A 26,223-nucleotide genomic window follows, 5' to 3' on the forward strand; every position below is an offset into this window, starting at 1 on the left:
ATTTACCTCCCAATGTTAATGTAATACTTCTTTCTAAAATATATAATTCTATATTTCCTTCTGACTGTGTTACAACTATAAAATTGGTGAAATAAGTCTAACCATTGACTCTGCTGCTTTCTCAATTAACGGTCTTTTTATAAACTCTTCTTTATTTATTTGTCTACAATACTTAATATCCTCTTTAAAGCTGGCCTCTAAACCTTTTGTAAATTCACTATTATATATAAAGCTATTAACCTCAAAGTTTAATTTAAAACTTCTAATATCCATATTAGCTGTACCAATGCTGCAAACAGCACCATCTGCCATTATAGTTTTAGCATGAATAAATCCTTTCTCATATAAATATACCTTTACATTTACATTCAGAAGCTCCAATATATAAGAGTTTGCAGCCCAAGCCATGAATTTATGATCCGGTTTCCCTGGTATCATGATTCTGACATCTACTCCAGATAAAGCTGAAATCTTTAAAGCTTCTAACAATGTATCATCTGGCACAAAATATGGAGTTTGTAAAAATAAATTTTCTTTTGCCTTATTTATTATTTTTATATACCCATTTCTTATATGCTGTTCCTTATGATCTGGTCCACTTGTAACTATTTGCATTCCTATTTTGCCATCCACTGAGTTTTTACCCTTTGGAAAATACCTAAATATATCTTCTATATCACAATTTTTAGCGTAGCTCCAATCTAGTAAAAATCTTTTCTCTAATCCGTATACTGCTTGTCCTATAACTTTCACATGAGTATCTCTCCAATAACCTATATTTTTGTCTTTACCTAAATACTCATCACCAATATTGAAGCCACCTACAAAACCTATCTCTCCATCTACTACTACTATTTTTCTATGATTTCTATAATTAATTCTTCTATTTATGTATGGCATTATGCCTGGAAAAAAGGCTGCATATTCAACCCCTGCACTTGCCAATTCATTTAAATACTTCTTATTATTTAAGCTATTTGACCCCATTGCATCAAATAAAAATTTTACCTCTACACCTTCCTTAGCTTTACTCATTAAAATATTTAATAGCTTTTTTCCTATATCGTCTGGACGAAATATATAATATTCTATATGAATAAATTTTGTTGCACATTCTAAAGCTTTAATAAGAGCATCAAATTTTTCATTACCTTCAGTATACAAAGTTATATCATTATTTTGTGTATAGATTGCTCCTGAATTCTTGTAGTTCATATTAATTAAATCTCTATGCTCATAAGATGATAAATCATATTCATACTCTTCTCTTATATTCTCTAAATATCTCTTTTTAGCTTCATCAATTAAAACCTTCTTATCAAACATTTTCTGCCTACTTATATTTCTTCCAAAAAGTAAATAGATTACAAAACCACCAATTGGAACTAACATAAATATCAATAGCCAAGCCCATGTAGTTGAAGGATTCCTTCTTTCAAAAAATATCAATACTATAGAAAATAGTACGTTTAAAATAAAAATCGTCGTACTTACACTTGTTGCAACACTCATTCTTGGCCTCCTCTTGCTATATCACTTATATCGACAATATTATCTATGCTCCGACCCATTTTCCCATCAATTAAATTTTAACATAATTACGTAACAATGAAAACAAAAGGGACTTCAGCGTATTTTTAAATTCTACTTCCAAAGTATTTTCTAAATGAATAGTAAGATTATTACTATTCATAATCCACATGTTGGAATATGCAATACTGCCGCATAATATATTAAGTAATAAGTTAACGCCTATGCTTTAAAACATAGGCGTTTTTAATCAATAAGTTTCTATTCTATATTTTCTATTATCTTAGCTACCCAGGTACATAAGTCCGCTGAAACCTTTTTAGCTGTTGCTACAACTCTTTCATGGGAATGTTTATGCTTTTGTATTCCTGTGGCCATGTTTGTAATGCACGCTATGCCAAGGACATCTATTCCTAGATAATTAGCAGCTATAGTTTCAGGAACAGTTGACATTCCTACAGCATCAGCCCCTTGCCTGCCTATAGATACTATTTCCGCAGCTGTTTCATAATAAGGGCCCATAAAGCCAGCATAAATTCCTTCTTTATATTCAATACCAAGTTCATCAGCTAATGTTTTTGCTTTGTCTATCAATTCTAGTTTGTATGGCTCAGACATATCAGGAAATCTTGGTCCAAATCTTTGATCATTAACTCCAATTAGTGGATTAGTTCCAAATAAGTTTATAAAATCCTTTATAAGCATTAGTGTGCCAGGGTTAAAACTAGTATTTATTCCTCCGCAAGCATTGGTAACTATAAGTTTTTTTATACCTAATTGCTGCATTACATATACGGGATAAGTAACTTCTTTCATAGTATATCCTTCATAGTAATGGAATCTTCCTTGCATTGCTAATACATCTATTCCTTTTATCCTTCCAAATACTAATCTACCCTCATGACCTTCAACTGTTGATTGAGGAAAGTTTGGAATATCTTTATAATCTATATATTCTTTATCTTCTAATACGTTTACTAAATCACCTAATCCTGAACCAAGAATAACTGCAATTTCAGGTTTAAAGTTTGTAACCTTATTTCCTATATATCTTGCAGATTCTGTAACTTTATCATACATATTGTTCATTTTAGTACCTCCTTATATAATCTTATACATATTTTGTATTTTAACATCCTCGTCGAAAGTAGTGTAGCATAAATATATTGATATAGTGTATGACATATGTCATAATGGAATAAAAAAAGTGAGCTAAGCATTATATGGGGGTAATTTGATTATGGAAAAGATAAAGAATACTTCTATGGTAAATAAATATATACAGCAGTACAATATTAAGAAGTTTTTTAATGGAGATATACCAACTTACTTAGAACTTATATTATTTAAAAAAGGAGAACATATTTGTAAAGAAGGCGAGGAGACAAATTATCTTTTATTTTTTGTAAGAGGTAAGGCGAAGGTTTACACAACATTAAAAAATGGTAAAAACATGCTTGTGTGTTTTTACAGCCCATTAGAATTAATTGGAGAAGTAGAAATTATAAAATTAGTGCCAGCAATATCGAGTATTCAAGCTATAGAGGATTGCTATTGCATAGGTATATCAACTAAAATTACCAAAGAAAATTTGATGAAAGATATAAATTTCCTACTTTTAATTTGTGAATCATTAGGTAATAAACTAGAAAGATTATCCAAGAATAGTTCTATAAATTTAAGCTATCCACTTGAAAATAGATTAGCTAGTTTTATTATTGCGTCAAAAACTTTAATGGAAATTGAGGATAGAAAAATTGTGGTATTCAATGAGAATTTAACTGAAGTATCTGAGTTATTAGGCACAAGTTACAGACATTTATTGAGGAGCTTAAAAACATTATGTGAAAAAAGTATTATAAAAAAGAGAGAAGCTTATTATGAGATTATAGACTATAATGCTCTCTTATGCATTTCATCCGACCTGTACAAATAATTATTTATTCATCTCTTCCAATAAATCATCTATTTTTATTATCTAACGAACTCATCCCCTTTGTATAGTTCATATTTTGCAAAACACAAAAAGACCATGAAGTTCCCAATTTAAATCAGCTCCTTCATAGCCTTTTTTCACTTTATTAATCTTATAATTTAAACTTCATTATTTTTAAAAATTTGACCTGCGATGACTAAAGCGCTGCAAGCCTTAGGAAATCCTACATATGCTGCACAATGCAAAATAATTTCTAATATTTCTTCTGGCTTCAATCCAACTTTAAGCGCTGCTTTTATATGAAAATCTAATTGTTCAAATGCACCTTGTGTTATAAGAGCCGTTATAGTTACAACCTCTCTTGTTTTTAAATCCAAATTTTCTCTTGAATATATTTGGCCAAATCCAAAAGCAATCATTTTTTCTTCAAAATCAGGGAATATCTCTCCTAAAGATTTTACGGTCTGTTGACCATTTATATCTGTCATTTCTTTTAACACATCAATTCCTTTTTGATAATCTTTATTCATTTCCTTAACCTCTTTTCATAGTTGGTGGTATTTCATATGGATCAACCATAACTTCTATTATGATTGTTTCGTTATGTAAATTTGAAATTTGTAGAGCTTCTTTTAATTCAAATTGATTACAACATTTATATGATTTTACTCCCATTGACTCACCAAATTTTTTAATATTTAATGGTACATTGTAAGTGGTTCCTATCGCTTTTCCTAAATGTTGCTGCATGCCTTTATCAACCATATCTAATCTTCCATTATTTAATATTATAAAAGTAACTGGAATATTATAATTTACTGCTGTGGATATTTCAGTGCCGTGCATAAAAGTGCATCCATCACCAGTTAGACAAATGATTCTAGAATTATAACTTGCCAATTGGGCACCTATGGAGTAACCTATAGCATGTCCCATAGCTCCAAATACATCGTCGAAAAAGAATGTACCTGGTTTTCTTATATTAAAATGCTTTATTGCATAAAATGAATGGCTCCCATCATCCCCAAACACAATAGACTCCTCTGGTAACTCTTGTCTTATTATCTCTATAGCATTAATAGCTGACATATAAGAATGATTATTACTATTTTTAATCTCATATTCCTCCTCTAATGAATTATAATCATTTTTTATTCTATCTTTAGCCTTTTCTAATACTAACTGTAAATTTGTTTTAATGTCACCTATAATAGAGAGCGTTTGAACTGATAGAGATTTACCTATAAATGTAGGATCGTAATCTAAATGAATGACTTCTTTAGGGTAATTTTCTGGTGATATGCCAACTAGAGACATATCTGATAGTTTACTTCCAATTACAATCATTAAATCTATTTCTTCCTTAATATATTCAGATGCTTTTTCTGTACCGCCTAATCCCAAAGCACCAAGTGATAATGGATGATTTTCAACAAATGTCCCCTTTCCACCTGGCGTAGTCATAACTGGTATATTCCATAGTTCAGCCAAATTTTTAACTTCTTCATAAGCTAAACTTGAATGAACACCCTTACCTGCTAAAATTACAGGAGTTTTAGCATTATTAAGCTTATCAATAAATTCATCTAATCTAGAGGAATTTATCTGAGGAATGTTATTAGGTAACTCAAGCTCAAATTCTTCTATTTGTTCATTAAGTATATCAGATGGTATAGATAAATGAACTGGCCCCTTTACGCCAAAACAAGCCTTTTCCAAGGCATGCTGTAAATATCTCTTAAACTGATCTGCTCTTTCAATTCTAACACTAAATTTAGTAACCGGTTCAAACATTTTAACTAAATCTGTACCAAAAATAGTAGAATCCTGTCCTAATGCCTTCCCAACATCATTCATATTTTGTTGTCCAGTAATAAATAATACTGGAATATGATAAGCTTTTGCTTGCCCTGCAGCAGTTAATAAGTTTGTACCACCAGGACCTGAAGTTCCAATAGCTACACCTAGTTTCTTGTTCATTAATGAATAACCTGCAGCAGCGTAACCTGAGCCACATTCATGTTTATTTAAAATAAAATTGATATCTTGTTTGTCTAATTCAATAATTAAAGGAACAACAGGCTTTCCAGGTATACCAAAAACATGATTGATTCCCCATCTTTTTAAATGCCATGCTAAAATCCATGCTATACTTTTCATACTTCTATCCCCCTATGTCAACTAATATTTTTCTTTAAATGTTTCTTGCAAATTATAAAATCCCGTTTCAAAAACATCTGCAGGTATGGGCTTACTAAAATAATAACCTTGTACAAAATCACAATGACGTGATTGTAAGAATCTTAATTGCTCTTTATCTTCAACCCCTTCCGCTATTACCATTAAACCTAAACTATGAGCCATAGAAATAATTGTCTCAACTATCTTTGCATCATTTTCATTAATCATAATATCCTTAACAAAAGATCTATCAATTTTTAAGTAATCAATGCAGAACTTTTTTAAATAATTTAAGGAACTATATCCAGTTCCAAAATCATCAATACTAATTTTCACCCCTAAATCATTTAATTCTTTTAATGTTTTTATTGCATAGTCAACTTCCATTGTCATACTTTCAGTTATTTCTAGTTCTAAATTTATTGGATCAAGTCCTGTTTCAGATAAAACATCTTTAATAACTTTAGTTAAACCACTTTTTAGAAATTGTTGTGTTGATAAATTTACGCTTATTTTTAGAAGTGGTAAATTTATATTTTGCCACTTCTTAACTTGAGAACAAGCTTCTCTTAATACCCACTCACCTATTTTAGTAATTAATCCTGTTTCTTCTGCTATAGGAATAAATTTATCTGGAAAAATCATTCCTTTTTCTTTGTGATTCCATCTGATTAATGCTTCAACACCAACTATTTTGCCATTTTGTATATCCACTTGTGGTTGATAGTGTAGAATAAATTCATTATTTTCTAAAGCTTTTTCAATATCCATCTTTAGTGTCAACTTATCTTTATAGGATTCCTCTAAAATCGAATCGTAAATTACATACCCATTTCTTCCATTAGATTTTGCCTTATACATAGCATTATCCGCATAAATTAAACTATCTTCGTAGCTCGCTGGATTATCTTCGTATAAAACAATTCCTAAGCTTGGTGTTATATGTAATTGATGACCATCAATTACAATTGTTCTATTAAAAGCATAGATAATTTTTTCTGCCAATTCGGTTGCTTGTTCGTTATTTTTAATATCAAAACATAATAATATAAATTCATCTCCGCCTGCACGAAAAATATGATCATCTTTGTTTAAACATTCTTTTAGTATATTTGCAGCTTCTTTTATTAATAAATCACCCTTTGAGTGACCAAACTTATCATTAATCATTTTTAATTTATCTAAATCTAAAAATACAAGTGACATATTCCTAGATTGACAAATTTTATCGTCAATGTATTTATTCATTATTTCATGAAAATACCGTCTATTGGGTAGTCCAGTTAACTCATCGTGATGCGCTAAATAATTATATTTTTCTTCTGCTAAATATCTTTCTGTAATATCCCTAAATTGTCCAAAAGCACCTATCATATTTAAATTTTCATCATAAATAGATTGCGCATCAACAAGGCAAACATATTGTTCCTTATTATTATTTTTGAACTTTATCTCAACATCTTTATACTGTTTTTGATTATTTAATACATCTTTAAAAAGATCACCTGTTATTGGAGAATCAAAAATACTTTTCCCTACTATTTCCTCTTTATCAAAACCAGATATTTTTTCTGCAAATTCATTAAACTCTAACACTTTCCCATTTGCATCTGTGATAATAATTGCATTTCTAGTTTTGCTTAACATAATTTGGTTCATTATATTAAGCTTACGATTCTGTTTTCTAAGTAATAGCTCACGTTCTATAGCATCAATTACTGTTGTTAATGTCATTAGAAAAAATGGATTATGAAGACTCACTTCTGTCATAATACATATACTTCCTAAAATGCGATTACTGTCTGTATCATGAAATGGCATTCCATAACAAGCAATGTTGTGTAAAAATGTATGAAAATGATTAGTTCCTACTAATTGTATTGGATGATTTTGTTTTAGAGTTAAACTGACTACATTTGTACCCAAATTATTTTCACAAAATAGAACACCTTGCCTGATACCTAGTTGAGTCATAGTGGATTTTATTGTTTCATCTCCAACCATATCTAGCAAATAACCATTTTCATCTGATATTACTATTAATATAGGGGTGCCATCTAATGACTTTATTATTTTTTTACTAAAAAATTTTACTACCTCTAAAATTTCTTCATAAGCTTCTTTTTTATTTTCTAATTTAAATTCTGACATAATTTCTTTGGGAATTCTAAGTTCATTAGGATCCATACCCAATTCTATGCATCTTTTTTTTGATTCCATAACATACTTTGGTTCTTGCTCATATTCTTGTTGTGCCATAAATTACATACCTCCTGAGAAGCAAAGATAGCTAAATTTTAATATGTCTAGAATATAACATATTTTTCAAAAGTTATAATATAACACTTTACTAATCTCTGTAAAATTAAAAATTATTAAACCTTTATAACCAATTATATCCATTATATATTAACATACGCGTAAATACAACAAAATTTGTCATACAACTACATTTTTTAGAGGACAGAGGACAATTTTCCTCTTAAAATAAAAAAGCTAAACTGTGAATCCTTAGACTACAGTTTAGCTTTCTTATCTTACTACATAGAATGAATATTATTGGCTTTTCAGACAATTCGCCATGGAACGCGCAGTAATTTATTTGATATATTCTATAATAAAAGCTTATTTTGCGTAGTTATGAAATCCTTTTGAGGTCTTTCTTCCAAGCCATCCAGCTCTTACATATTTTCTTAACAATGAGTGAGCTCTATATTTTGAATCTCCAGTTTCCTTATATAATACATCCATTATTGCAAGACAAACGTCTAAACCTATGAGATCACCTAATGCTAGTGGTCCCATTGGATGATTTGCACCAAGCATCATAGCTTTGTCTATATCCTCTGCATTGGCTATTCCTTCAGCTAATATTCCACAGGCTTCGTTTATCATAGGAATAAGTATTCTATTAACAACAAAGCCAGGAGCCTCTGCTACTTCTACCGGGTCTTTTCCTATAGAGATTGACATCTCTTTAACTGCATCAAAAGTTTCTTGCGATGTTGCCATTCCTCTAATTATTTCTACAAGCTTCATAACTGGCGCTGGGTTAAAGAAATGCATTCCTATGACTTTATCTGCTCTTTTAGTTGCTGCTGCAACTTCAGTTATTGAAAGTGAAGATGTGTTTGATGCCAATATAGTTTCCGGTTTACATATTTGATCTAATTCTTCAAATATTTTTTTCTTTATATCCATATTTTCAACTGCTGCTTCTACTACTAAATCACAATTAGCTGCTAATTTTAAGTCAGTTGTTCCTGTTATTCTATTAGCTATATCATCTGCATCTCCTTGTGCCATTTTTCCCTTAGCTACTAATTTTGAAAGGCCTTTCTTTATTCCAGAAATACCTTTTTCAACAAATTCATCTTTAATATCTCTTAGTAAAACTTCATATCCTTTAGCTGCAAATACTTGTGCAATACCTGCTCCCATAGTACCTGCGCCTAATACGCATATCTTTTTCATTTCAATTACCCCCGTTTATAAAAAATTATATGATATGACCTTTAATTCGTAATATAAAAATTATGCGACGCAATTTTTTTAGAGGACAGAGGACAATTGACAGAGGACAGTGAAGGAGGATTTTTCTCCATTACACTACGAAAAATCTTTAATTATTTTTCAGCACTAGGCGACTTTGTCGCAAGCCGCTAGGCTGTATCAATTTGTCAATACTCTGTTTCAGATGCTTATTGAATAGCTATATTCAAAGGTTAAAGATTACAGGCTGCGCCAAACTAATATCAGAAAATCCATAAAAACTTTTTTAAGAAAGAAATTTTAGTGAACTTATTTATAAAATTTTACGTAAAAAGTTAACGGCACAAATGCGCCCTTTCGGGCTGCTGGCGAAGCCCTTTAGGAATAAAAATTTTAACTGAATTATACTGGAAAATTTCAAAAAACAAGTTGCCAACTAGAACTTGACACGAGCTATTTTGAGACTAGTTTCACTAATCTCAAAAATAGTCTTATAATATAATTAAAGATTTTTCGTAGTGCAGCGGAGAAAAATCCTCCTTCACTGTCAATTGTCCTCTGTCCTCTTAAAAAATTGCGTCGCAATTTTTTAATATTACGAATTGTAGGATATGGCATGTCCCCTTGACTAATTCAAGCCTTAGATACACTGTTTTTTCAAATCAACGTTCTATCCTAAAGACATGCCATTAAAAACAAAGTTACTATATGGCTGCTTCTTCTTTATGAGCTTTAATTTTAGCTGTTAGTTCAGGTAATACTTTATTTAAATCTCCAACTATTGCAAGATCTGCAACCTTCATTATAGGACACTCCGGATTTTTATTAATAGCTATTATAAATTCACTATCCTGCATTCCAGCTAAATGCTGAATCGCACCAGAAATTCCACAGGCAATATATAATTTAGGTCTTACAGTTTTACCAGTCTGTCCAACTTGAATAGCCTTGTCTGCCCAATTAATATCCACAGCCGCTCTTGAGGCAGCTACTGTACCACCTAAAACTTTTGCAAGCTCTTCAAGCTTTGAGAAATTTTCAGCATTTCCAAGGCCTCTTCCACCAGCTACAAGTACTGAAGCTTCTCCTATATCCATTATATTCTTTGAAAGCTTTACTACCTCTTCTGTCTTTGTTCTTATATCTTTTTCAGTTAATTCAACAGCTACATAATCAACTTTTTCCCCATTTATCCTTGAGCTATCTTTTTCTAATCTTGAAAAAACACCAGGTCTTACAGTTGACATTTGAGGTCTGTGATTTCCACAAACTATTGTAGCCATAAGATTTCCACCAAAAGCTGGTCTAGTCATCATAAGGTTATTAGTTTCAGAATCTATGTCAAGTCCAGTACAGTCAGCAGTTAAGCCTGTGCGTAATCTTGCGGAAACTCTTGGTCCTAAGTCTCTTCCTATAAATGTAGCTCCTATAAATATTATTTCTGGCTTCTTCTCTACAGCTAAATCACAAATAACTTTAGTATATGCATCTGTTGAATAGTGTGATAAGAATTTATTGTCACAGGCAAGGACTTTATCTGCTCCATAGGATAGCAAGTTATCTGCTATGTCTTGGATATTATGTCCAAGCACAACTGCAGTAAGTTCAGTACCTAATTTATCTGCAATTTCTCTTCCCTTTCCAAGCAGTTCAAGGGATACTTTTTGAAGCTTCCCATCTCTCTGCTCTGCAAATACCCATACACCTTTATGTTCTGATATATTCATCTGAGATTCCTCCAAACTAAATATAGTGATTTTCAATTAATTTTGAAACTGTGTATTCTACTGCTTCTTTAACTGGTTTAACCACCAATTCTCCACTGCCCTTAGCTTCTTTAGTTGCTGATTTCATAACTCTTGTTGGTGAACCATTAAGTCCAAGTAGGCTTTTATCAATCTCTATATCATCTGCAGTCCAAACTTTTATTTCTTTATCAAATGCGCCAAATATTTTGGACATATGCATATATCTTGGAATATTCAATTCTTTTATTGCTGTTAAAAGTGCAGGAGTTTTAACTTTTATTATTTCATAGCCATCTTCCCAAGCTCTTCTAACTTTTATATATCCTTCTCCTACTTCTTCAACCTTCTCAACATAGGTTACTTGGGGAAGTTCAAGATGCTCAGCAATTTCTGGTCCAACCTGTGCAGTATCTCCATCAATGGCCTGCCTTCCAGCAAATACTATATCATAGTCAAGTTTCTTTAATGCGCCTGATAAAGCATAAGAAGTAGCTAAAGTATCTGCACCTGCAAAAACTCTATCTGTAATAAGTACAGCTTCGTCTGCTCCCATTGCTATTGCTTCAATCAAAGCATTTTTAGCTTGTGGAGGCCCCATTGTAATTACTGTTACATGTGCTCCGTGATTATCTTTAATTGCTAAAGCCTCTTCCAATGCATTCTTGTCATCTGGATTCATTATTGATGGAACTCCTTCTCTTATAAGGGTTCCTGTCTTTGGGTCAATTCTAACTTCATTTGTATCTGGAACTTGTTTTATACAAACAACTATATTCATTGTCTAATATCCTCCTCGTTATCTAAATATATTTCCGGAAATAACCATCCTTTGAACCTGTGATGTTCCTTCATATATTTCAGTTATTTTAGCATCTCTCATCATTCTTTCAACTGGATAGTCCTTAGTGTATCCATATCCACCAAATAACTGTAAAGCTTTAGTAGTAACATCCATAGCAACATTTGCAGCATGAAGTTTTGCTCTTGCCGCATCAACGCTATATGGAAGTTTGTTATCTTTCTTCCATGCAGCAAGATAAACAAGATGTCTTGCGGATTCAATAGCAACATCCATATCTGCCATTATCCAGCTTAACCCCTGGAATTTATCAAGTGATTTACCAAATTGTTTTCTTTCCTTCATATAATTTTTTGCCTCTTCAAAAGCTCCTTCAGCTATTCCTAATGCTTGAGCTGCTATACCAATTCTTCCTCCGTCAAGACTCTTCATTGCTATTCCAAAGCCTTTTCCTTCCTTTCCAACTAAATTTTCAGCTGGAACTATACAGTCCTCAAATATAAGCTCAGTTGTTGATGATGCTCTTATACCCATCTTATCTTCTACTTTTCCTATTGAAAATCCAGGGAATCCTTTTTCGATTATAAATCCGGATATTCCCTTAACACCCTTACTCCTGTCTGTCATAGCAAATACTACAAATATATCAGCTTTTCCACCGTTAGTTATGAATATTTTTGATCCATTTAATACATAGTGATCTCCTTCAAGAACTGCAACTGACTGCTGTCCTGCTGCATCAGTACCTGCATTTGGTTCTGTTAAGCCAAAGGCACCGAGTTTTTCACCCTTTGCAAGTGGTACTAAGTATTTTCTTTTTTGTTCTTCTGTTCCAAATTCATTTATTAATGAAGCACATAATGAAGTGTGAGCTGAAAGTATAACACCTGTTGTGGCACATACCTTTGATAACTCTTCAACTGCCATAATATATGACTGAGTGTCTCCTCCTGCTCCACCATATTCTTTTGAAAATGGAATACCCATCATTCCATACTTAGCCATCTTTTTTACATTTTCCATAGGAAACTCTTCTGTTCTATCTATTTCAGATGCTATTGGTTTAACTTCTTTTTCAGCGAATTCTCTAACCATCTGTCTTACTAACTCTTGTTCCTTTGTTGGTTCAAAATTCATATGAAATTACCTCCTACTTATTTTTAAAGCTTTTTTCTCTTCTTTCTACAAAGGCTGTCATACCTTCTTTTTGATCCTCAGTTGCAAAGCACTCTCCAAATACTTCTGATTCATACATAAGTGCTGTTTCTATATCACACTGCATACCTCTATTTATAGCAGCTTTACAATACTTAACGGCTATGGGAGCTTGCGCTGCTATTGTATTTGCAAAGCTTACAGCTTCTTCCATAACCTTATCTGGTTCAACAACCTTATTCACTAAACCAACTCTAAGTGCTTCCTCAGCTTTAATAATTCTTCCTGTAAAAATTAACTCTTTTGCTACTGCCATTCCTGCAATTCTTGCTAATCTTTGAGTTCCACCAAAGCCTGGTGTTATCCCAAGACCAACTTCAGGCTGTCCAAATTTAGCACTAGTTGACGCGATTCTTATATCGCAAGCCATGGAAAGTTCGCAGCCGCCGCCAAGCGCAAATCCATTAACTGCAGCTATTATAGGTTTCTCTAACAAGTCAATTTTTCTAAACACTTTATTTCCAAGTATTCCAAATTTTCTTCCTTCAGCCACTGACATATCTTTCATTTCTGTGATATCTGCACCGGCAACAAAAGCCTTTTCGCCGACACCAGTTAAGATAACTGCATACACTCCCTCATCCTCAGCTATCATGTCAACAACACAATCAAGTTCCTTTAAAGTTTCTGAATTTAAAGCATTTAATGCTTTAGGTCTATTAATAGATATAGTTGCAATTTTATCATTTTTTTCAAAAATTATATTCTTAAATTCCATGTTAATCCCCCTCTATATTTTAAGATTCCTATCTTTCAACTATAAGAGCTGTCCCCATTCCTCCACCTATACATAATGTTGCAAGACCTCTTTTAGCATCTCTTCTTACCATTTCATGTAATAGTGTTACAAGTATTCTTGTCCCTGAAGCTCCAATTGGATGTCCAAGAGCTATAGCTCCACCATTTACATTTACTATGTCCATATTGAACTTTAAATCTTTAGCCACAGCTAAACTTTGAGCTGCAAATGCTTCATTAGCTTCAATTAAATCTATACCTTCTATTTTTAAATTTGCCATTTCTAAGGCTTTCTTAGTTGCATAGAATGGTCCGTATCCCATTATTGATGGTTCAAGACCTCTTTGTCCATAAGAAACTATTTTAGCAAGAGGTTTAACTCCAAGCTCTTTAGCTTTTTCTCCACTCATTACAACTATTGCTGCTGCACAGTCATTTATTCCTGATGCATTACCAGCAGTAACTGTACCGTCTTTTTTGAAAGCTGGTTTTAATTTTGCTAAAGATTCAATTGTTGCACCGAATCTTGGAAATTCATCCTGTTCAAATATTATTTCTTGTTTTTTCTTTTTAACAACTACTGGAACTATTTCATCTTTGAATTTTCCTTCTTTTATAGCTGCTTCAGCTTTGTTTTGTGATGCTAAAGCAAATTTATCTTGCTCTTCTCTAGTTATTCCCCATTGCTCTGCTATATTTTCTGCAGTTATTCCCATATGGTATTTATTGAATACATCTGTTAAACCGTCAGTTATCATTTCGTCAACAAATTCTCCATTACCCATCCTTTGTCCCCATCTTGCATCGTTTAAAAGATATGGAGCTCTTGACATATTTTCCATACCACCAGCTACAATTACATCTGCATCTCCAGCTTTTATTATTTGACAAGCTAGAGAAACTGCTCTTAGACCTGAGCCACAAACCTTATTAATAGTCATTGCTGGAACTTCAACTGGAAGACCTGCATTAACCATAGCTTGTCTGGCTGGATTTTGTCCGAGTCCTGCTTGTAAAACGTTACCCATTATTACCTCGTCTACAGCTTCACCCTTAACACCTGCTCTATTTAAAGCTTCCTTTATTACCACAGCACCTAAATCTACTGCTGCTACATCCTTTAAAGTCCCTCCAAAAGATCCAATAGCTGTTCTTACTGCACTTGCTATAACTACTTCTCTCATTTCTAATCTCCTCTCCCTCTATTGATTTAAATGTTACTTTGCTAACTTATACTATTGATGTGAAAATGTTGTCAATATTATAAGTTGATATAAAATATATATGCTAGAAAAATTTGAAATATAATTTTTGTATACGAAAATAGATATAGCAAATACCTTGCCAAAGATATTTTATTTATTAAAACTAGTAATTTAGCCTCTCTACAATTTCAATTAAATATAATATTTAACAAAATTAGTATTTATTTAAATATTTGTGTTAAATTCAAGACAATTTCAATTTAAAGTTGTCCACATTTCTATACAATTGACAAATTTATAACAATTCCACTTTTTTAGAATGTCTTGTATTCCATACACCAAATGGTAAAAATAAACACATTGTTAAATATATAACTAAAAGCTCCAAAAAAATATTTTTTGGAGCTTCCTAATATCAATTGAGCTTATACTCTTGATTAACATATAGTAAATTCAGTTTTAATTTTATCAATCTAATCTATATGTAACTTTGACATCTTTTCATATAAACTTGATCTACTTATGCCTAGAAGTTGTGCTGCCTTTGATTTATTTCCCTTCGCGGCACTAATACTATTTAAAATTGCTTCTTTTTCTGCATCATTTAATATATCTTGAAGATTTCTAACAGGTTTGCACTCCCTTATTGCTGTTATTTTAGAGGGAAGATGTTTTACATCTATTACTGTTTCATTTTCTATAATTGTTATTGCCCTCTCAAGTACATTTTCCAGTTCTCTTACATTTCCTGGCCAACTGTAACTTTTTATATATTCCAAAGCCTCATTTGAAATCCCCTCAATATATTTACTTACTTTGTTACTTATTTTGTTAATAATATGATAAACTATTGTTTCAATATCTTCTCTTCTTTCTTTTAATGATGGCACATTAATTGTTAAAACGTTCAATCTATAAAATAAGTCCTTCCTGAACTTATCTTCTTTTACTAATTGCTCTAAATTTTGATTAGTGGCTGCTATAACTCTTACATCTATTTTTTTAGGGCCCTCTGACCCTATTTTTTCAACTTCCTTTTCCTGAAGTACTCTTAAAAGTTTAACCTGCATATATATTGGCATATCTCCTATTTCATCTAAAAAAATAGTACCTCCATCTGCTAATTCAAATTTACCTATCTTTCCCTCTTTTTTTGCCCCTGTAAAGGACCCACCTTCATATCCAAAGAGTTCAGATTCAAGAAGTTCTCCTGGAATAGCTCCGCAGTTAACTTTGATAAAAGCACCATTTCTTCTTCTGCTTTCCTTATGAATAGCATGGGCAAAAAGTTCTTTACCTGTTCCACTTTCACCTAATAGTAAAACGTTTGAAGAGCTCCATGCAGCTTTTTCAGCAAACCTTTTTGCACCTTTTATTAGTACTCCTTCTCCAACAATATCCTCAAAGGAATAGGTTGTTCTGTTTAATACGGATATATTATTAGTTAATCCATTAAGTTGTTTTTTCATTCTATTTATATGTTCATGCATATCATTCAAATCTTTTATACTTTTGAATATAATCTTTGCAATGGCTCCAATTACTTCTCCATCTTTAACAATAGGTATACGACTTACAATTAAATACTGACTATTTATTTTAAGCAACTCTGCTATTTCAGCTTGTCCAGTTTTGACTACCCTAGGCAATCTTGTTTCTTCAACTATTTCTGTTATATGTTTCCCAATAATATCTTCTCTTTTCTTTTTAAAAATCATAGCATAACCTTTACTAATCATTGTAATAAAACCTTCTTTATTAATAGTTATAATTCCATCATAAAGCGTGTCCATTATAATATTTAGAATGATACTATCGTTTTCTAAAATGTTTTTCTTGTACATATTTACAGCTCACCACCTTAGTAGATTATATTAAAAAACTATCTTCTTTTCCCATACATATAAATTTATCTTTATACTACCTATATAAGATTCTTAACTAGAAAGTTAACATATTCGGTTGTATAACTTAACTGACCGTCTAGAAACCCTTCAATATAACTATAATAACATACCCTATGAATTATATTATAATCCTTATTTTCCAGCTTTTCCATAATCCTATTTAATTTTATTTAATTTTAAATAAAAATTAAATAAAAGGAGCTGTCGCACTAAGAAAACTAGTGCAACGGCTTTCCACGCTCCCGTATTTTTTTGTTTTATACCTCAGCTTGTATATTTCCGTCAAAAGAAATACAATGGAGCTATGGAGGTGTTATGCGTGGATTATATAACGACAAAAGAAGCAGCGAAAAATTGGGGAATCACAGACAGAATGGTAGTGTACCATTGCTCTGCCGGACGGATTAAGGGAGCTAAAAAAATGGGAAATACATGGCTTGTTCCGGTTGACGCTGAAAAACCGGCTGACGGACGATTCGGGAGCAGTAAAGTAAAGGATGGTGAAAATAAATGAAACGGATATTTTTGGTTGAGGACGATAAGGCAATCGCCAAAAACCTTGTGCTTTTGCTCCGCTCGGAGGGATTTACAGTCACTCACGCCCCTACGCGGAGTGAGGCCCTTGCCGCGCTTGCCGGGAATAAATTTGACTTGGCGCTTATAGATATTTCTTTGCCTGACGGAAATGGCTTTACGGTTTGCACGGAAATCAAAGAAACGCAAGATACTCCCGTCATATTTTTGACAGCTTCCGGCGATGAAGGAAGTGTTGTTACCGGACTGAACATGGGTGCGGACGACTATATCACCAAGCCTTTTCGTCCGCGGGAATTGATTGCGCGAATTGGAACCGCCCTGCGAAAAAGCGGACGCTTTGGGTCGGATTTTGAAATTCGTGGGCTTCATGTCGATACGGCAAGCGGCGTTGTGAAAAAAAACGGCAACGAGGTTTTTCTTTCAGCATTAGAATACCGCTTGTTGTTGGTGTTTATTAGCAACCCCAAAAGTATTATCACGAGGTGCAGGCTACTTGACGAATTGTGGGACGCGGCGGGCGAGTTTGTAAATGACAATACATTGACCGTGTACATCAAACGCTTGCGGGAGAAGATAGAGAACAACCCCGCAAGCCCGCAAATAATTCTAACCGTTCGCGGGACGGGGTATAGATTGGGGGGCGAGTATGCTTCGGAATAGAGAGTTTCGGCAGTTTGCCATTCTATTCTCCTTAATGGCCGCCGCTACTGTAATGCTGGGATTTGCAATAAATAGGTTGGCGGGAATCCTTGCCATTGCTTCTGCCGTTGCCTTTGGCACAGCGTTTTTCGCGTTTACCAAAGCCCGATACGAAAGCATTGCGCAGATTTCAGATCAAATCGATCTTGTGCTTCATAACGCTGACCATCTGTATATTGCTGAATCGGACGAGGGCGAACTTTCCATTCTGCAAAGCGAAATAACAAAAATGACGCTGCGTATTCGGGAGCAAAACGACGCACTAAAAAAAGAAAAAGAACATCTTGCTGATTCGCTGGCTGACATAGCCCACCAACTCCGCACCCCTCTCACATCCGTGAACCTTATTCTGTCATTGTTAGAGAATAACCCTGACGAAAATGACCGGAAAGCATTGATGCGGGAAACAGAGGAATTGTTTGTACAGATGGATTGGCTGCTTACTTCCCTGTTGAAATTATCCCGCCTGGACGCGGGCATTGTGGTGTTCCAAAGCGAGCAGATAGATGTAAACAACTTGATATGCACTGCGCTTCGCCCGTTTCTAATCCCAATGGATCTGCACGATATTACTTTGCAAACAGACGTGCCAAAAGGGATGATTATTCAGGGCGATTCTGGTTGGCTTTCGGAAGCAATTCAAAACATCCTCAAAAATTGCATGGAAAGCGCAGGCGATAAAGGGAAGATTGAGATTGTCTGCACAGACAACCCACTGTTTACCGAGATTGCCATCCACGACAGCGGCGCGGGCTTTGAAAAAGAAGATTTACCCTGCTTGTTTGACAGGTTCTATCGTGGGAAAAACGCAGGTGCTACAGGATATGGAATCGGATTGGCTCTTTGCAAGATGATTATAACACGGCAGGGAGGGACGATTACCGCAAAAAATCACCCGCAGGGCGGCGCGATATTTGCCATTCGTTTCCCAAAGTGACTAATCTCTCACCTAAAAGTCACAGAGATGTAAGTTGAAGGTTCTATTATATAGGTAAACCATGAGAAAGGAGACTCACATAATGGAATTTTTAAAAATTGAAAATCTCTGCAAGGTCTACGGCAAGGGCGAAAACCAAGTTGCCGCCCTTGACCATGTTTCGCTTACAATCGAAAAAGGGGATCTTACTGCAATCATCGGTTCCTCCGGCTCCGGCAAATCCACGTTGCTTCACAGCATCGGTGGCGTGGACGTGCCGACAAGCGGAAAGGTGTATTTGGAGGGGCAGGATGTATATGCCCAAAGCAATGAAAAACTCGCCATCTTCCGCAGGCGGCAGGTAGGACTAATTTACCAGTTTCACAACCTCATTCCCACTCTGAATGTGGTGGAAAACATCACCTTGCCTATACTGATGGACAAGCGGAAGGTCAACAAGGAGAGGCTTGATGACTTGCTCGAACTGCTTGGTCTAAAAGACCGTAAAACGCATTTACCCAATCAGCTTTCGGGCGGCCAGCAGCAGCGTGTTTCCATAGGACGTGCTTTGATGAATGCCCCAGCGGTCATGCTTGCCGACGAACCCACGGGCAGTTTGGACAGCCGGAATGGACATGAGATTATCAATTTGCTGAAAGAAAGCAATAAACAATATGGGCAGACCCTTATCGTCGTCACCCATGATGAAAATATAGCTTTGCAAGCAGACCGCATTATCGGCATATCAGACGGCAAAGTAGTACGAGATGAGAGGGTGAGACCATGAATATTTTCAACAAAGTTACCCTGCAAGGCATGAAAAAAAGCCGTACCCGAACGATTGTCACGGTTATCGGAGTTATCCTGTCCGCCGCCATGATTACGGCAGTCGCTACCTTTGGCACTTCCCTGTTGAATTTTCTGGTAAACGGTTCTATTGTGAAATACGGCGGTTGGCACGTTGAGTTTTTAGATGTTAATTCCTCTTTCGTGCAGGAGCGAACCCAGGACAAGGGAGTTTCAAACACCGCAACATTTGAAAATATCGGCTACGCAAAACTTGACGGCGGGAAAAGCCCCGAAAAGCCCTATCTTTTTATAGCCGGATTTAGCAAGGAAGCCTTTAATACCTTGCCCTTAACCCTGGTTTCAGGCAGATTGCCGAAAAACAGTGGGGAGATTCTTGTCCCAGCGCACGTCGCGATAAAGGGCGGCGTTAAATTCGCGGTGGGCGACAAGCTTTCACTTGCTGTGGGAAGCCGCATGGATAACAACAAAAATCTCGGTCAACACGACCCTTACATTTCAGGGAAAGAAACTCTTGTGCCAAAAGCAGCGAGAACCTACACGGTTGTGGGTATCTGCGAAAGACCCGGTTTTGAGGAACATTCCGCACCGGGATACACCTTGATAACGAAAGCAGATACTCAAGACAAAGCGGACAGCTTCAGCATATTTGTCACGCTTAAAAACCCGCGCGGAGTTAAGGCTTACGCAAGCAGCACAGCCAGAACAGGGGTTTATGTCTTTAACGATAATGTGCTGCGCTTCATGGGTCTTTCGGACAATAAACTGTTCAACACGCTTCTGTACACGGTTGGCGGCATTTTAGTTGCCATAATAATGGTAGGCTCGATTTTTCTGATTTATAACTCCTTTAACATCTCGCTAAACGAACGCACACGCCAATTCGGGATTCTCTCATCGGTTGGCGCCACCGCAAGGCAACTGCGAAATTCGGTGCTGTTTGAGGGACTTTGCATTGGTGCAATCGGCATACCCATTGGCGTTATGGTCGGCATAGGCAGTATCAGCCTTGTAATTCCTATTGTTGCTGGGAAATTCGGGAACATTATCCCAAACCATGTGCCTTTAACCTTGTCGGTGTCTGTCCCAGCCATTGTCGCAGCGGCGATGGTCAGTTTAGTTACCATTTTGATTTCAGCCTACATCCCGGCCAGGAAAGCCGCAAACACTCCCGTGATGGAGAGTATTCGCCAGACGAGTGAGATCAAAACCGAATCGAAAGCTGTGAACACGTCAAAACTGGCGCAGCGCATTTACGGTTTGGAAGGTATTCTTGCGCTAAAGAATTTTAAGAGAAACAAAAAACGCTATCGCAGCATTGTGCTATCCCTTGTTTTAAGCGTTGTGCTGTTTGTATCGGGAAATGCTTTTGGAACAACTCTGAAACGGCTTGCAGAACGGTCGGTAATGGACTTTGACTATGACATCATTTTTACCACTGAGGGCATGAACGACAGCGAAATGTTCCCGCTTTACGACAAGCTAAAAACCGCAGATGGGGTTTACAAAAGCTCGTACCAATCGATTTTCGCATATTCATGCGCGGTTAAGACAAGCGATTTTTCGGATCGTTACCGGAAATCCGCGGGTTATGCTGCGCCGGACCAAACGGTTCATCTGCCAATGGACATCCAGTTTATTGAGGACAGCGAATATCTGAGTTTTATCAAAAAATTGGGCTTGTCCACAGAAGAATATACCGGGAAGGACGCGAAAATGATTGCCGTTGCCAAAAAGCCGGTTGCCAAGAAAGACGGGTCGAGCGAACTGTTTGATATGTTTGCGAGTCGTTCCATGACTTTCAGTGTTGCTCCCGAAACAAATGACAAGTCGAAGATGGAACAGGGGCAAAGTATAAACATTACGTTTGTCGATACGTACCCGGTGGATCCTCTTAAGACCCTAAAGCAATCTTCCGACAAGACTCCATACGTTTTTATGGTGATGGCCCCCTATTCGCTCAAAGAGAAGTTTGAAACCCCAGATACCCATGCGGATATAGGCCTGAGCTTTCTGTCAAAGAATCCTTCGCAATCGGTGACTAAAATGGAATCGATGATTCAGGACGCAGGAATTACGTCTGCATATACCCTACAAAATATGTACACGATAGTTGAACAATACCGCAGCCTAACATTTGTTATTGATGTTTTCACCTATGTTTTTGTCATCATGATTTCGCTTATTGCGGTTGCCAATGTGTTCAACACCATTTCCACGAATATCAGGTTGCGCAGGCGGGAGCTTGCCATGCTCCGCTCGGTAGGGATGTCTGAACGTGATTTCCAAAAGATGATGAATTTCGAGTGTGCCTTTTATGGCATGAGGGCGTTGCTCTTCGGTCTTCCAATAGCGGGAATCATCTCGTGGCTGATTTACAAAGGGTTTGTGTCTGTAGAAAGGCTGGATAACTTTGATTTTGTATTCCCGTGGGGCAGTATGGCAATCAGCGTGTTCAGCGTGCTCTTTATCGTGTTCATTACAATGCTGTATGCCACTCGCAAGATAAAAAAAGAAAATATCATTGACGCGCTTCGGGATGACATGACTTGATTCAAAATCTATATTAACTTGATAGAAAATCAAAAAACATTTGCATGATTGGGTTCAAGTGATTCGTAATCGTCCAGAAAGGCGATTTAGACATTGAAAATACAGAATTCATCCTACACAAGTAATGTAAATTACAAAGGAGTGCTACCCTGCGGTAATAAAAAAAGTCTTAATATCAAAGGTTTATTAAAATACGCCATTTTTCAGTTATTGAACCTATTTGGAGTTAAAATACCATCAGATTTTCTATAAGACATGCAAAAAACGCTGCCGCGTTAGCATATCTTTTTATGCTAATGCGACAGCCCCTTCGCTTTATGTTATATTAAATACTTTTCAAAGCACCTGGATAATTAGTAATTATGTCATCAACTCCCATCTGAATAAGTTTTCTCCAATCATCTACATTGTCTACTGTCCATACATGCACTTTTTTATTATTTTTATGGAGCTTTTCTACTATACTCTTATTAACTTTAGGATAGTAAATGCTATAATAATCAACATATTCTAGATTTAACTTATCTTCTTTATTCAAATTTGTGATATATCCTGTCCTAATTTTAGGATTTAGCTTTTTCACCTTTATCAGCGTGCGGTAATCAAAGGAACATACTAAACAGTTATCTACAAAATCATTATTTTCAATAAGTTGTACTACTTTTCCTGCTAGATCCGTATCATTTTTATAATTCTTAATTTCAATGTCTAATTTAATTTTTCCCTTTGCTGCCTTTATAACTTGATCTAGTGTAGGTATTTTTTCCCCTTTAAACTTTCCTGAGTAAATGCTGCCTACATCTAACTTCTCTATATCTTTATATGTTACTTCTGAGAGATTTTTATCTACCTTTGCTACTCTTTTTAAGTTCTTATCATGCATTAATACAACTACCCCATCTTTTGTTTCCTGTACATCCAACTCAGCATAATCTGCCTTATCTTCTGCAGCACATAAAATAGAGCTTAAGGTATTTTCAGGCGCACGTTTACTGCTTCCCCTATGACCTATTATTTTTACATTTTTACTTTTAACGGTAAACCTCTTGCCAGAGTAATTATCAGCGACCATAATAGAAACCATAATAACTAAAAATATAACCAGGGACCTTTTTATCATAATACCCCTCCTTCAGCTGCAACATCCATTTGCTTCAAAAATTATCCATAATATAAACAAAAATTACAGATTACTACAAAAATTTAGGTTCTTATTATCCATTATATACTACTTATCGGTAATTGTTAAATAGCTTTTCAAATAATTCTTTTTAAAAAATAAAAACTGCCTACGCTTATTTCAATAGGCAGTTACGGATAATAGTATTTGTATTTTTACTAACGAATAAAAGCTGCTTCTTGCTGACAAAGAGCATCTTTCAGCCATTGAGGATGCATCGGTAAAATATCTGTTGGAAGGTCATCTACTGAAATTAAATTACACTAAGCTATTCCTTTATCCAGTAAGTACTACAATCATTAGAGCGTTCAATAAACCCATATTCTATTAAAGCCCTTCTGATAGTAGCATAATCATCATATACTCTTTTTAAAATTCTATTTATTTCTTTTTCGGAGTATTTCTTTCCCTTTGAAAAATTCTTAACTATTTCTGATAGAACTATTATCTTATTTTTTTCTTTAGCAGGATAGGTCTTTATTGCCCCATTTTCATCCATATAATTTTTAATAGTGTTTTCTCGTTCTTTGTCTGTAGTATTATATCTATCATCTATGGTAGTTGCTGTTTTATGTGCGTCACACAAAGCCTCTTTATCTAATATATTAACCTTTTTTCTTGTATCACTAGATATAAGCTCCATCATTGCTAAAAACAATCTTGCTTGCTTTTCTTTTTCTCGCAATTTATAACGATGGCTCCTTATAGTAGACTGTGCAACTCCTAGCTTTAAAGCAATTTCCTTATCAGTTAATCCTGAAGCTATTAATACAAGTACATCTCGCTGAACCTCAGATATGCCAGTAAAGGCGATGTTCATACCTAGTAAATATTCTAATGTTGAATCATGGCTTTTCTCTATATGGAGCTCAGTTGCTTTCCTTGAATCATAAAGGTTAGAATCTATTTCATATATTCTTCCCTTTGTAAATTCCTCCTCACAAATTATACATTTATAATGCTCATCACTCTCAATGAAGCCTTTTTTTACATCTTCAATAGTTGCATCCCAAAATATTTCTTTATTATTCATATTCTCAGCACCTCTTTTATATTTGTTTATACGTTAATTATATGCACATTTTTCATTTTTGTCTACGTATAAATAAACTTTTTACAATTAAGTTTGTTTATCATTTGAACATATAGTTTTAATGTGGTATTTTATATAGTGCTGCTTATAAAAAATCTAAGTATAAATAAGTAGCTCCACTCACAATTATATGCTACTATTTATACTTAGATTTACTGGAGACTCTACACAAATTTACGGCCGTTCTCTAGTTTATTTTTATACATCTCTTTATCTGCTAATTCAATAATCTGTTCTATATTAAGATTCATTTCTGATTTATATAAGAATATACCTAAGCTTGCATTGATAAAATAAGGCTTACATTTATTCTTATTCAAATCTTTAAATCTATCCCTTATCCTGCCGCAGATCTTATTTATTTCATATTCACTTTTATTATCAAATAATATTATAAACTCATCTCCGCCATAACGGAAAATAACATCATTGGCTTGTATTTCTTCTTTAATGGCCTTACAGATCTCAATTATTAAATAGTCGCCTTCATTGTGTCCAAAGTTATCATTTACCATTTTGAGTTTGTCTATATCAACAAAGCAAATAGCAAATTCATCATTTTCATTTTGTAGTCTTTCAAGCTTCCTCTTAGTTATATCCATTCCAATTCTTCTATTTAAAACGCCTGTTAAAGCATCTATAGACGCATGTGTGGTCAATTCATTCTCCATCCTCTTTATTTCTGTTATATCTGCTATGCCGGTTAAAATAGACTTCTCTCCAAAATAATCAATAAGCTCATAATTAACAATAACCCACTTGCTCTGTCCTGAAAAAGTTTTATGTTCAACTACATAATCACGAAATTGTCCATTTTTCTGCAGCATATCAAGTATTAATTCCAAATCAGTTGTGTTTTTATATAAATCCTTGTGATTTAAAGTATCAACTTGATCTTTTGTAATATTATAAAATGCCATGGCTTTATTATTCGCATCTTGTATTTTGCCATCCTTAAGTCTAGATATAAATAAAGGAAAAGGATTCATCTCAAACAATTTTTGAAAAGTTAGCTTATCCTCTTTGATTCTTTCATCATTTAAAAAATTTTTAACATTATATCTGTACAAAACAAAGAATAAAACAAATGAAGCTATAACTGTAGTAGTGGAGTTTAATTGATTTATTATTGCCTTCTCTTTATTTTCACAAAAAAATGAAAGGCCAATTATAAAAAAAGTATGGTTAAGACTATATATCCAAAACATCGCTTTGGGGTATATGGGAATTATTAATACCACTACAAGAACAGTTATGATATAGGCATCAATGTTTCCGGAAAATCTTTGACTATTTAGAGAAGTGACTGCTGCTGAAAAAATCCCTAAAAAAATATCTGAAATTACTGCTGCTTTAGCAATAAGAGAAGCTCTATACCGTTCTTTACTCTCCAATAACTTGAAAATTATAATGTAAATCATAGAAGATATGAAAACTATAATATGTATAACTATTAGTGTTTTTCTGTAAAGTACATTTATATTATTATTTTTATAGAAAATAAAGTCAGCGTAGAAGCTATAAAAACTTGCTATAAAAATTATCCAATTAAATAACCTTCCACGCTGTAGACTTATTAAAATATACTTTCTTTCAAATTCTCTGCTATTTTTAAAATCCATTTTAAAAAGTGATTTTATTGAAATTTCATCAATAAATTTTGAATAACCTCTCATATAAAACTCTT

At 34.4% G+C, this 26,223-nt stretch carries 21 protein-coding genes; 6 read left to right on the forward strand and 15 right to left on the reverse strand.

Features of this window, described 5'->3' with window-relative positions:
- Window positions 1-75 precede the first annotated feature (75 nt).
- Window positions 76-1,512 carry a cardiolipin synthase gene (gene cls, locus I6U51_RS03430; protein ID WP_211141194.1) on the reverse strand — a complete coding sequence of 479 codons (1,437 nt, stop codon included), beginning with the start codon at window positions 1,510-1,512 and terminating at the stop codon, window positions 76-78.
- Window positions 1,513-1,791: 279 nt separating this feature from the next.
- Window positions 1,792-2,610: a purine-nucleoside phosphorylase gene (locus tag I6U51_RS03435; RefSeq protein WP_178909822.1), complete on the reverse strand. Its 819-nt coding sequence runs from the start codon at window positions 2,608-2,610 to the stop codon at window positions 1,792-1,794.
- 160 nt (window positions 2,611-2,770) lie between these two features.
- Here I6U51_RS03435 and yeiL point away from each other — a divergent pair, with 160 nt between their 5' ends.
- Window positions 2,771-3,466, forward strand: a complete 696-nt coding sequence (gene yeiL / locus I6U51_RS03440; RefSeq protein WP_211141195.1) for a transcriptional regulator YeiL — start codon at window positions 2,771-2,773, stop codon at window positions 3,464-3,466.
- A gap of 158 nt (window positions 3,467-3,624) precedes the next feature.
- Here yeiL and I6U51_RS03445 read toward each other — a convergent pair whose 3' ends face one another.
- The 10 genes from I6U51_RS03445 to I6U51_RS03490 all read right to left on the reverse strand — a co-directional run bounded on the left by I6U51_RS03445 (window position 3,625) and on the right by I6U51_RS03490 (window position 16,688).
- Window positions 3,625-3,996, reverse strand: a complete 372-nt coding sequence (locus I6U51_RS03445; protein ID WP_178909778.1) for a carboxymuconolactone decarboxylase family protein — start codon at window positions 3,994-3,996, stop codon at window positions 3,625-3,627.
- A 4-nt stretch (window positions 3,997-4,000) separates the two neighbouring features.
- Window positions 4,001-5,626 (reverse strand): thiamine pyrophosphate-binding protein, encoded by a 1,626-nt coding sequence (locus I6U51_RS03450; protein WP_211141196.1) that lies wholly within the window; start codon window positions 5,624-5,626, stop codon window positions 4,001-4,003.
- A 21-nt stretch (window positions 5,627-5,647) separates the two neighbouring features.
- Window positions 5,648-7,906, reverse strand: a complete 2,259-nt coding sequence (locus I6U51_RS03455; RefSeq protein WP_211141197.1) for an EAL domain-containing protein — start codon at window positions 7,904-7,906, stop codon at window positions 5,648-5,650.
- Window positions 7,907-8,272: 366 nt separating this feature from the next.
- A complete protein-coding gene (locus tag I6U51_RS03460; protein ID WP_211141198.1) occupies window positions 8,273-9,121 on the reverse strand; it encodes a 3-hydroxybutyryl-CoA dehydrogenase in 849 nt (282 codons plus the stop codon).
- Between the two features lie 722 nt (window positions 9,122-9,843).
- Window positions 9,844-10,866 (reverse strand): electron transfer flavoprotein subunit alpha/FixB family protein, encoded by a 1,023-nt coding sequence (locus tag I6U51_RS03465; protein ID WP_211141199.1) that lies wholly within the window; start codon window positions 10,864-10,866, stop codon window positions 9,844-9,846.
- A gap of 16 nt (window positions 10,867-10,882) precedes the next feature.
- Window positions 10,883-11,665, reverse strand: a complete 783-nt coding sequence (locus tag I6U51_RS03470) for an electron transfer flavoprotein subunit beta/FixA family protein (RefSeq protein ID WP_211141200.1) — start codon at window positions 11,663-11,665, stop codon at window positions 10,883-10,885.
- An 18-nt stretch (window positions 11,666-11,683) separates the two neighbouring features.
- Window positions 11,684-12,823, reverse strand: coding sequence for an acyl-CoA dehydrogenase (locus I6U51_RS03475; RefSeq protein WP_211141201.1), 1,140 nt, complete (start codon window positions 12,821-12,823; stop codon window positions 11,684-11,686).
- Window positions 12,824-12,836: 13 nt separating this feature from the next.
- On the reverse strand, window positions 12,837-13,619 hold the full coding sequence (locus tag I6U51_RS03480; protein WP_211141202.1) for a short-chain-enoyl-CoA hydratase: 783 nt from the start codon (window positions 13,617-13,619) through the stop codon (window positions 12,837-12,839).
- A gap of 28 nt (window positions 13,620-13,647) precedes the next feature.
- Window positions 13,648-14,823, reverse strand: a complete 1,176-nt coding sequence (locus I6U51_RS03485; protein WP_211141203.1) for an acetyl-CoA C-acetyltransferase — start codon at window positions 14,821-14,823, stop codon at window positions 13,648-13,650.
- Between the two features lie 494 nt (window positions 14,824-15,317).
- Window positions 15,318-16,688, reverse strand: a complete 1,371-nt coding sequence (locus tag I6U51_RS03490; RefSeq protein ID WP_211141204.1) for a sigma-54 interaction domain-containing protein — start codon at window positions 16,686-16,688, stop codon at window positions 15,318-15,320.
- 373 nt (window positions 16,689-17,061) lie between these two features.
- Between I6U51_RS03490 and I6U51_RS03495 the strand changes: the two genes are divergently transcribed.
- The 5 genes from I6U51_RS03495 (at window position 17,062) to I6U51_RS03515 (ending at window position 22,263) form a co-directional block, all read left to right on the forward strand.
- Window positions 17,062-17,265 carry a helix-turn-helix domain-containing protein gene (locus I6U51_RS03495; protein ID WP_425489742.1) on the forward strand — a complete coding sequence of 68 codons (204 nt, stop codon included), beginning with the start codon at window positions 17,062-17,064 and terminating at the stop codon, window positions 17,263-17,265.
- A complete protein-coding gene (locus I6U51_RS03500; protein ID WP_211141205.1) occupies window positions 17,262-17,948 on the forward strand; it encodes a response regulator transcription factor in 687 nt (228 codons plus the stop codon). Before I6U51_RS03495 ends, I6U51_RS03500 begins: the two co-directional genes overlap by 4 nt.
- Window positions 17,935-18,924, forward strand: coding sequence for a sensor histidine kinase (locus tag I6U51_RS03505; RefSeq protein ID WP_211141206.1), 990 nt, complete (start codon window positions 17,935-17,937; stop codon window positions 18,922-18,924). Before I6U51_RS03500 ends, I6U51_RS03505 begins: the two co-directional genes overlap by 14 nt.
- Before the next feature lie 82 nt (window positions 18,925-19,006).
- Window positions 19,007-19,690 (forward strand): ABC transporter ATP-binding protein, encoded by a 684-nt coding sequence (locus tag I6U51_RS03510; protein WP_211141207.1) that lies wholly within the window; start codon window positions 19,007-19,009, stop codon window positions 19,688-19,690.
- A complete protein-coding gene (locus I6U51_RS03515) occupies window positions 19,687-22,263 on the forward strand; it encodes an ABC transporter permease (RefSeq protein ID WP_211141208.1) in 2,577 nt (858 codons plus the stop codon). Before I6U51_RS03510 ends, I6U51_RS03515 begins: the two co-directional genes overlap by 4 nt.
- A gap of 325 nt (window positions 22,264-22,588) precedes the next feature.
- Here the strand turns inward: I6U51_RS03515 and I6U51_RS03520 are convergent, their stop codons facing one another.
- The 3 genes from I6U51_RS03520 to I6U51_RS03530 form a co-directional block, all read right to left on the reverse strand.
- Complete coding sequence (locus I6U51_RS03520) at window positions 22,589-23,383, reverse strand: glycerophosphodiester phosphodiesterase (protein WP_211141209.1); 795 nt, start codon at window positions 23,381-23,383, stop codon at window positions 22,589-22,591.
- Between the two features lie 328 nt (window positions 23,384-23,711).
- Window positions 23,712-24,476, reverse strand: a complete 765-nt coding sequence (locus I6U51_RS03525; RefSeq protein ID WP_211141210.1) for a DUF2087 domain-containing protein — start codon at window positions 24,474-24,476, stop codon at window positions 23,712-23,714.
- Between the two features lie 224 nt (window positions 24,477-24,700).
- Window positions 24,701-26,212 (reverse strand): sensor domain-containing diguanylate cyclase, encoded by a 1,512-nt coding sequence (locus tag I6U51_RS03530; RefSeq protein ID WP_211141211.1) that lies wholly within the window; start codon window positions 26,210-26,212, stop codon window positions 24,701-24,703.
- Window positions 26,213-26,223 lie beyond the last annotated feature (11 nt).

The organism is Clostridium aciditolerans (assembly GCF_016316925.1).
Taxonomy (GTDB): Bacteria; Bacillota; Clostridia; order Clostridiales; family Clostridiaceae; genus Clostridium_AM; species Clostridium_AM aciditolerans.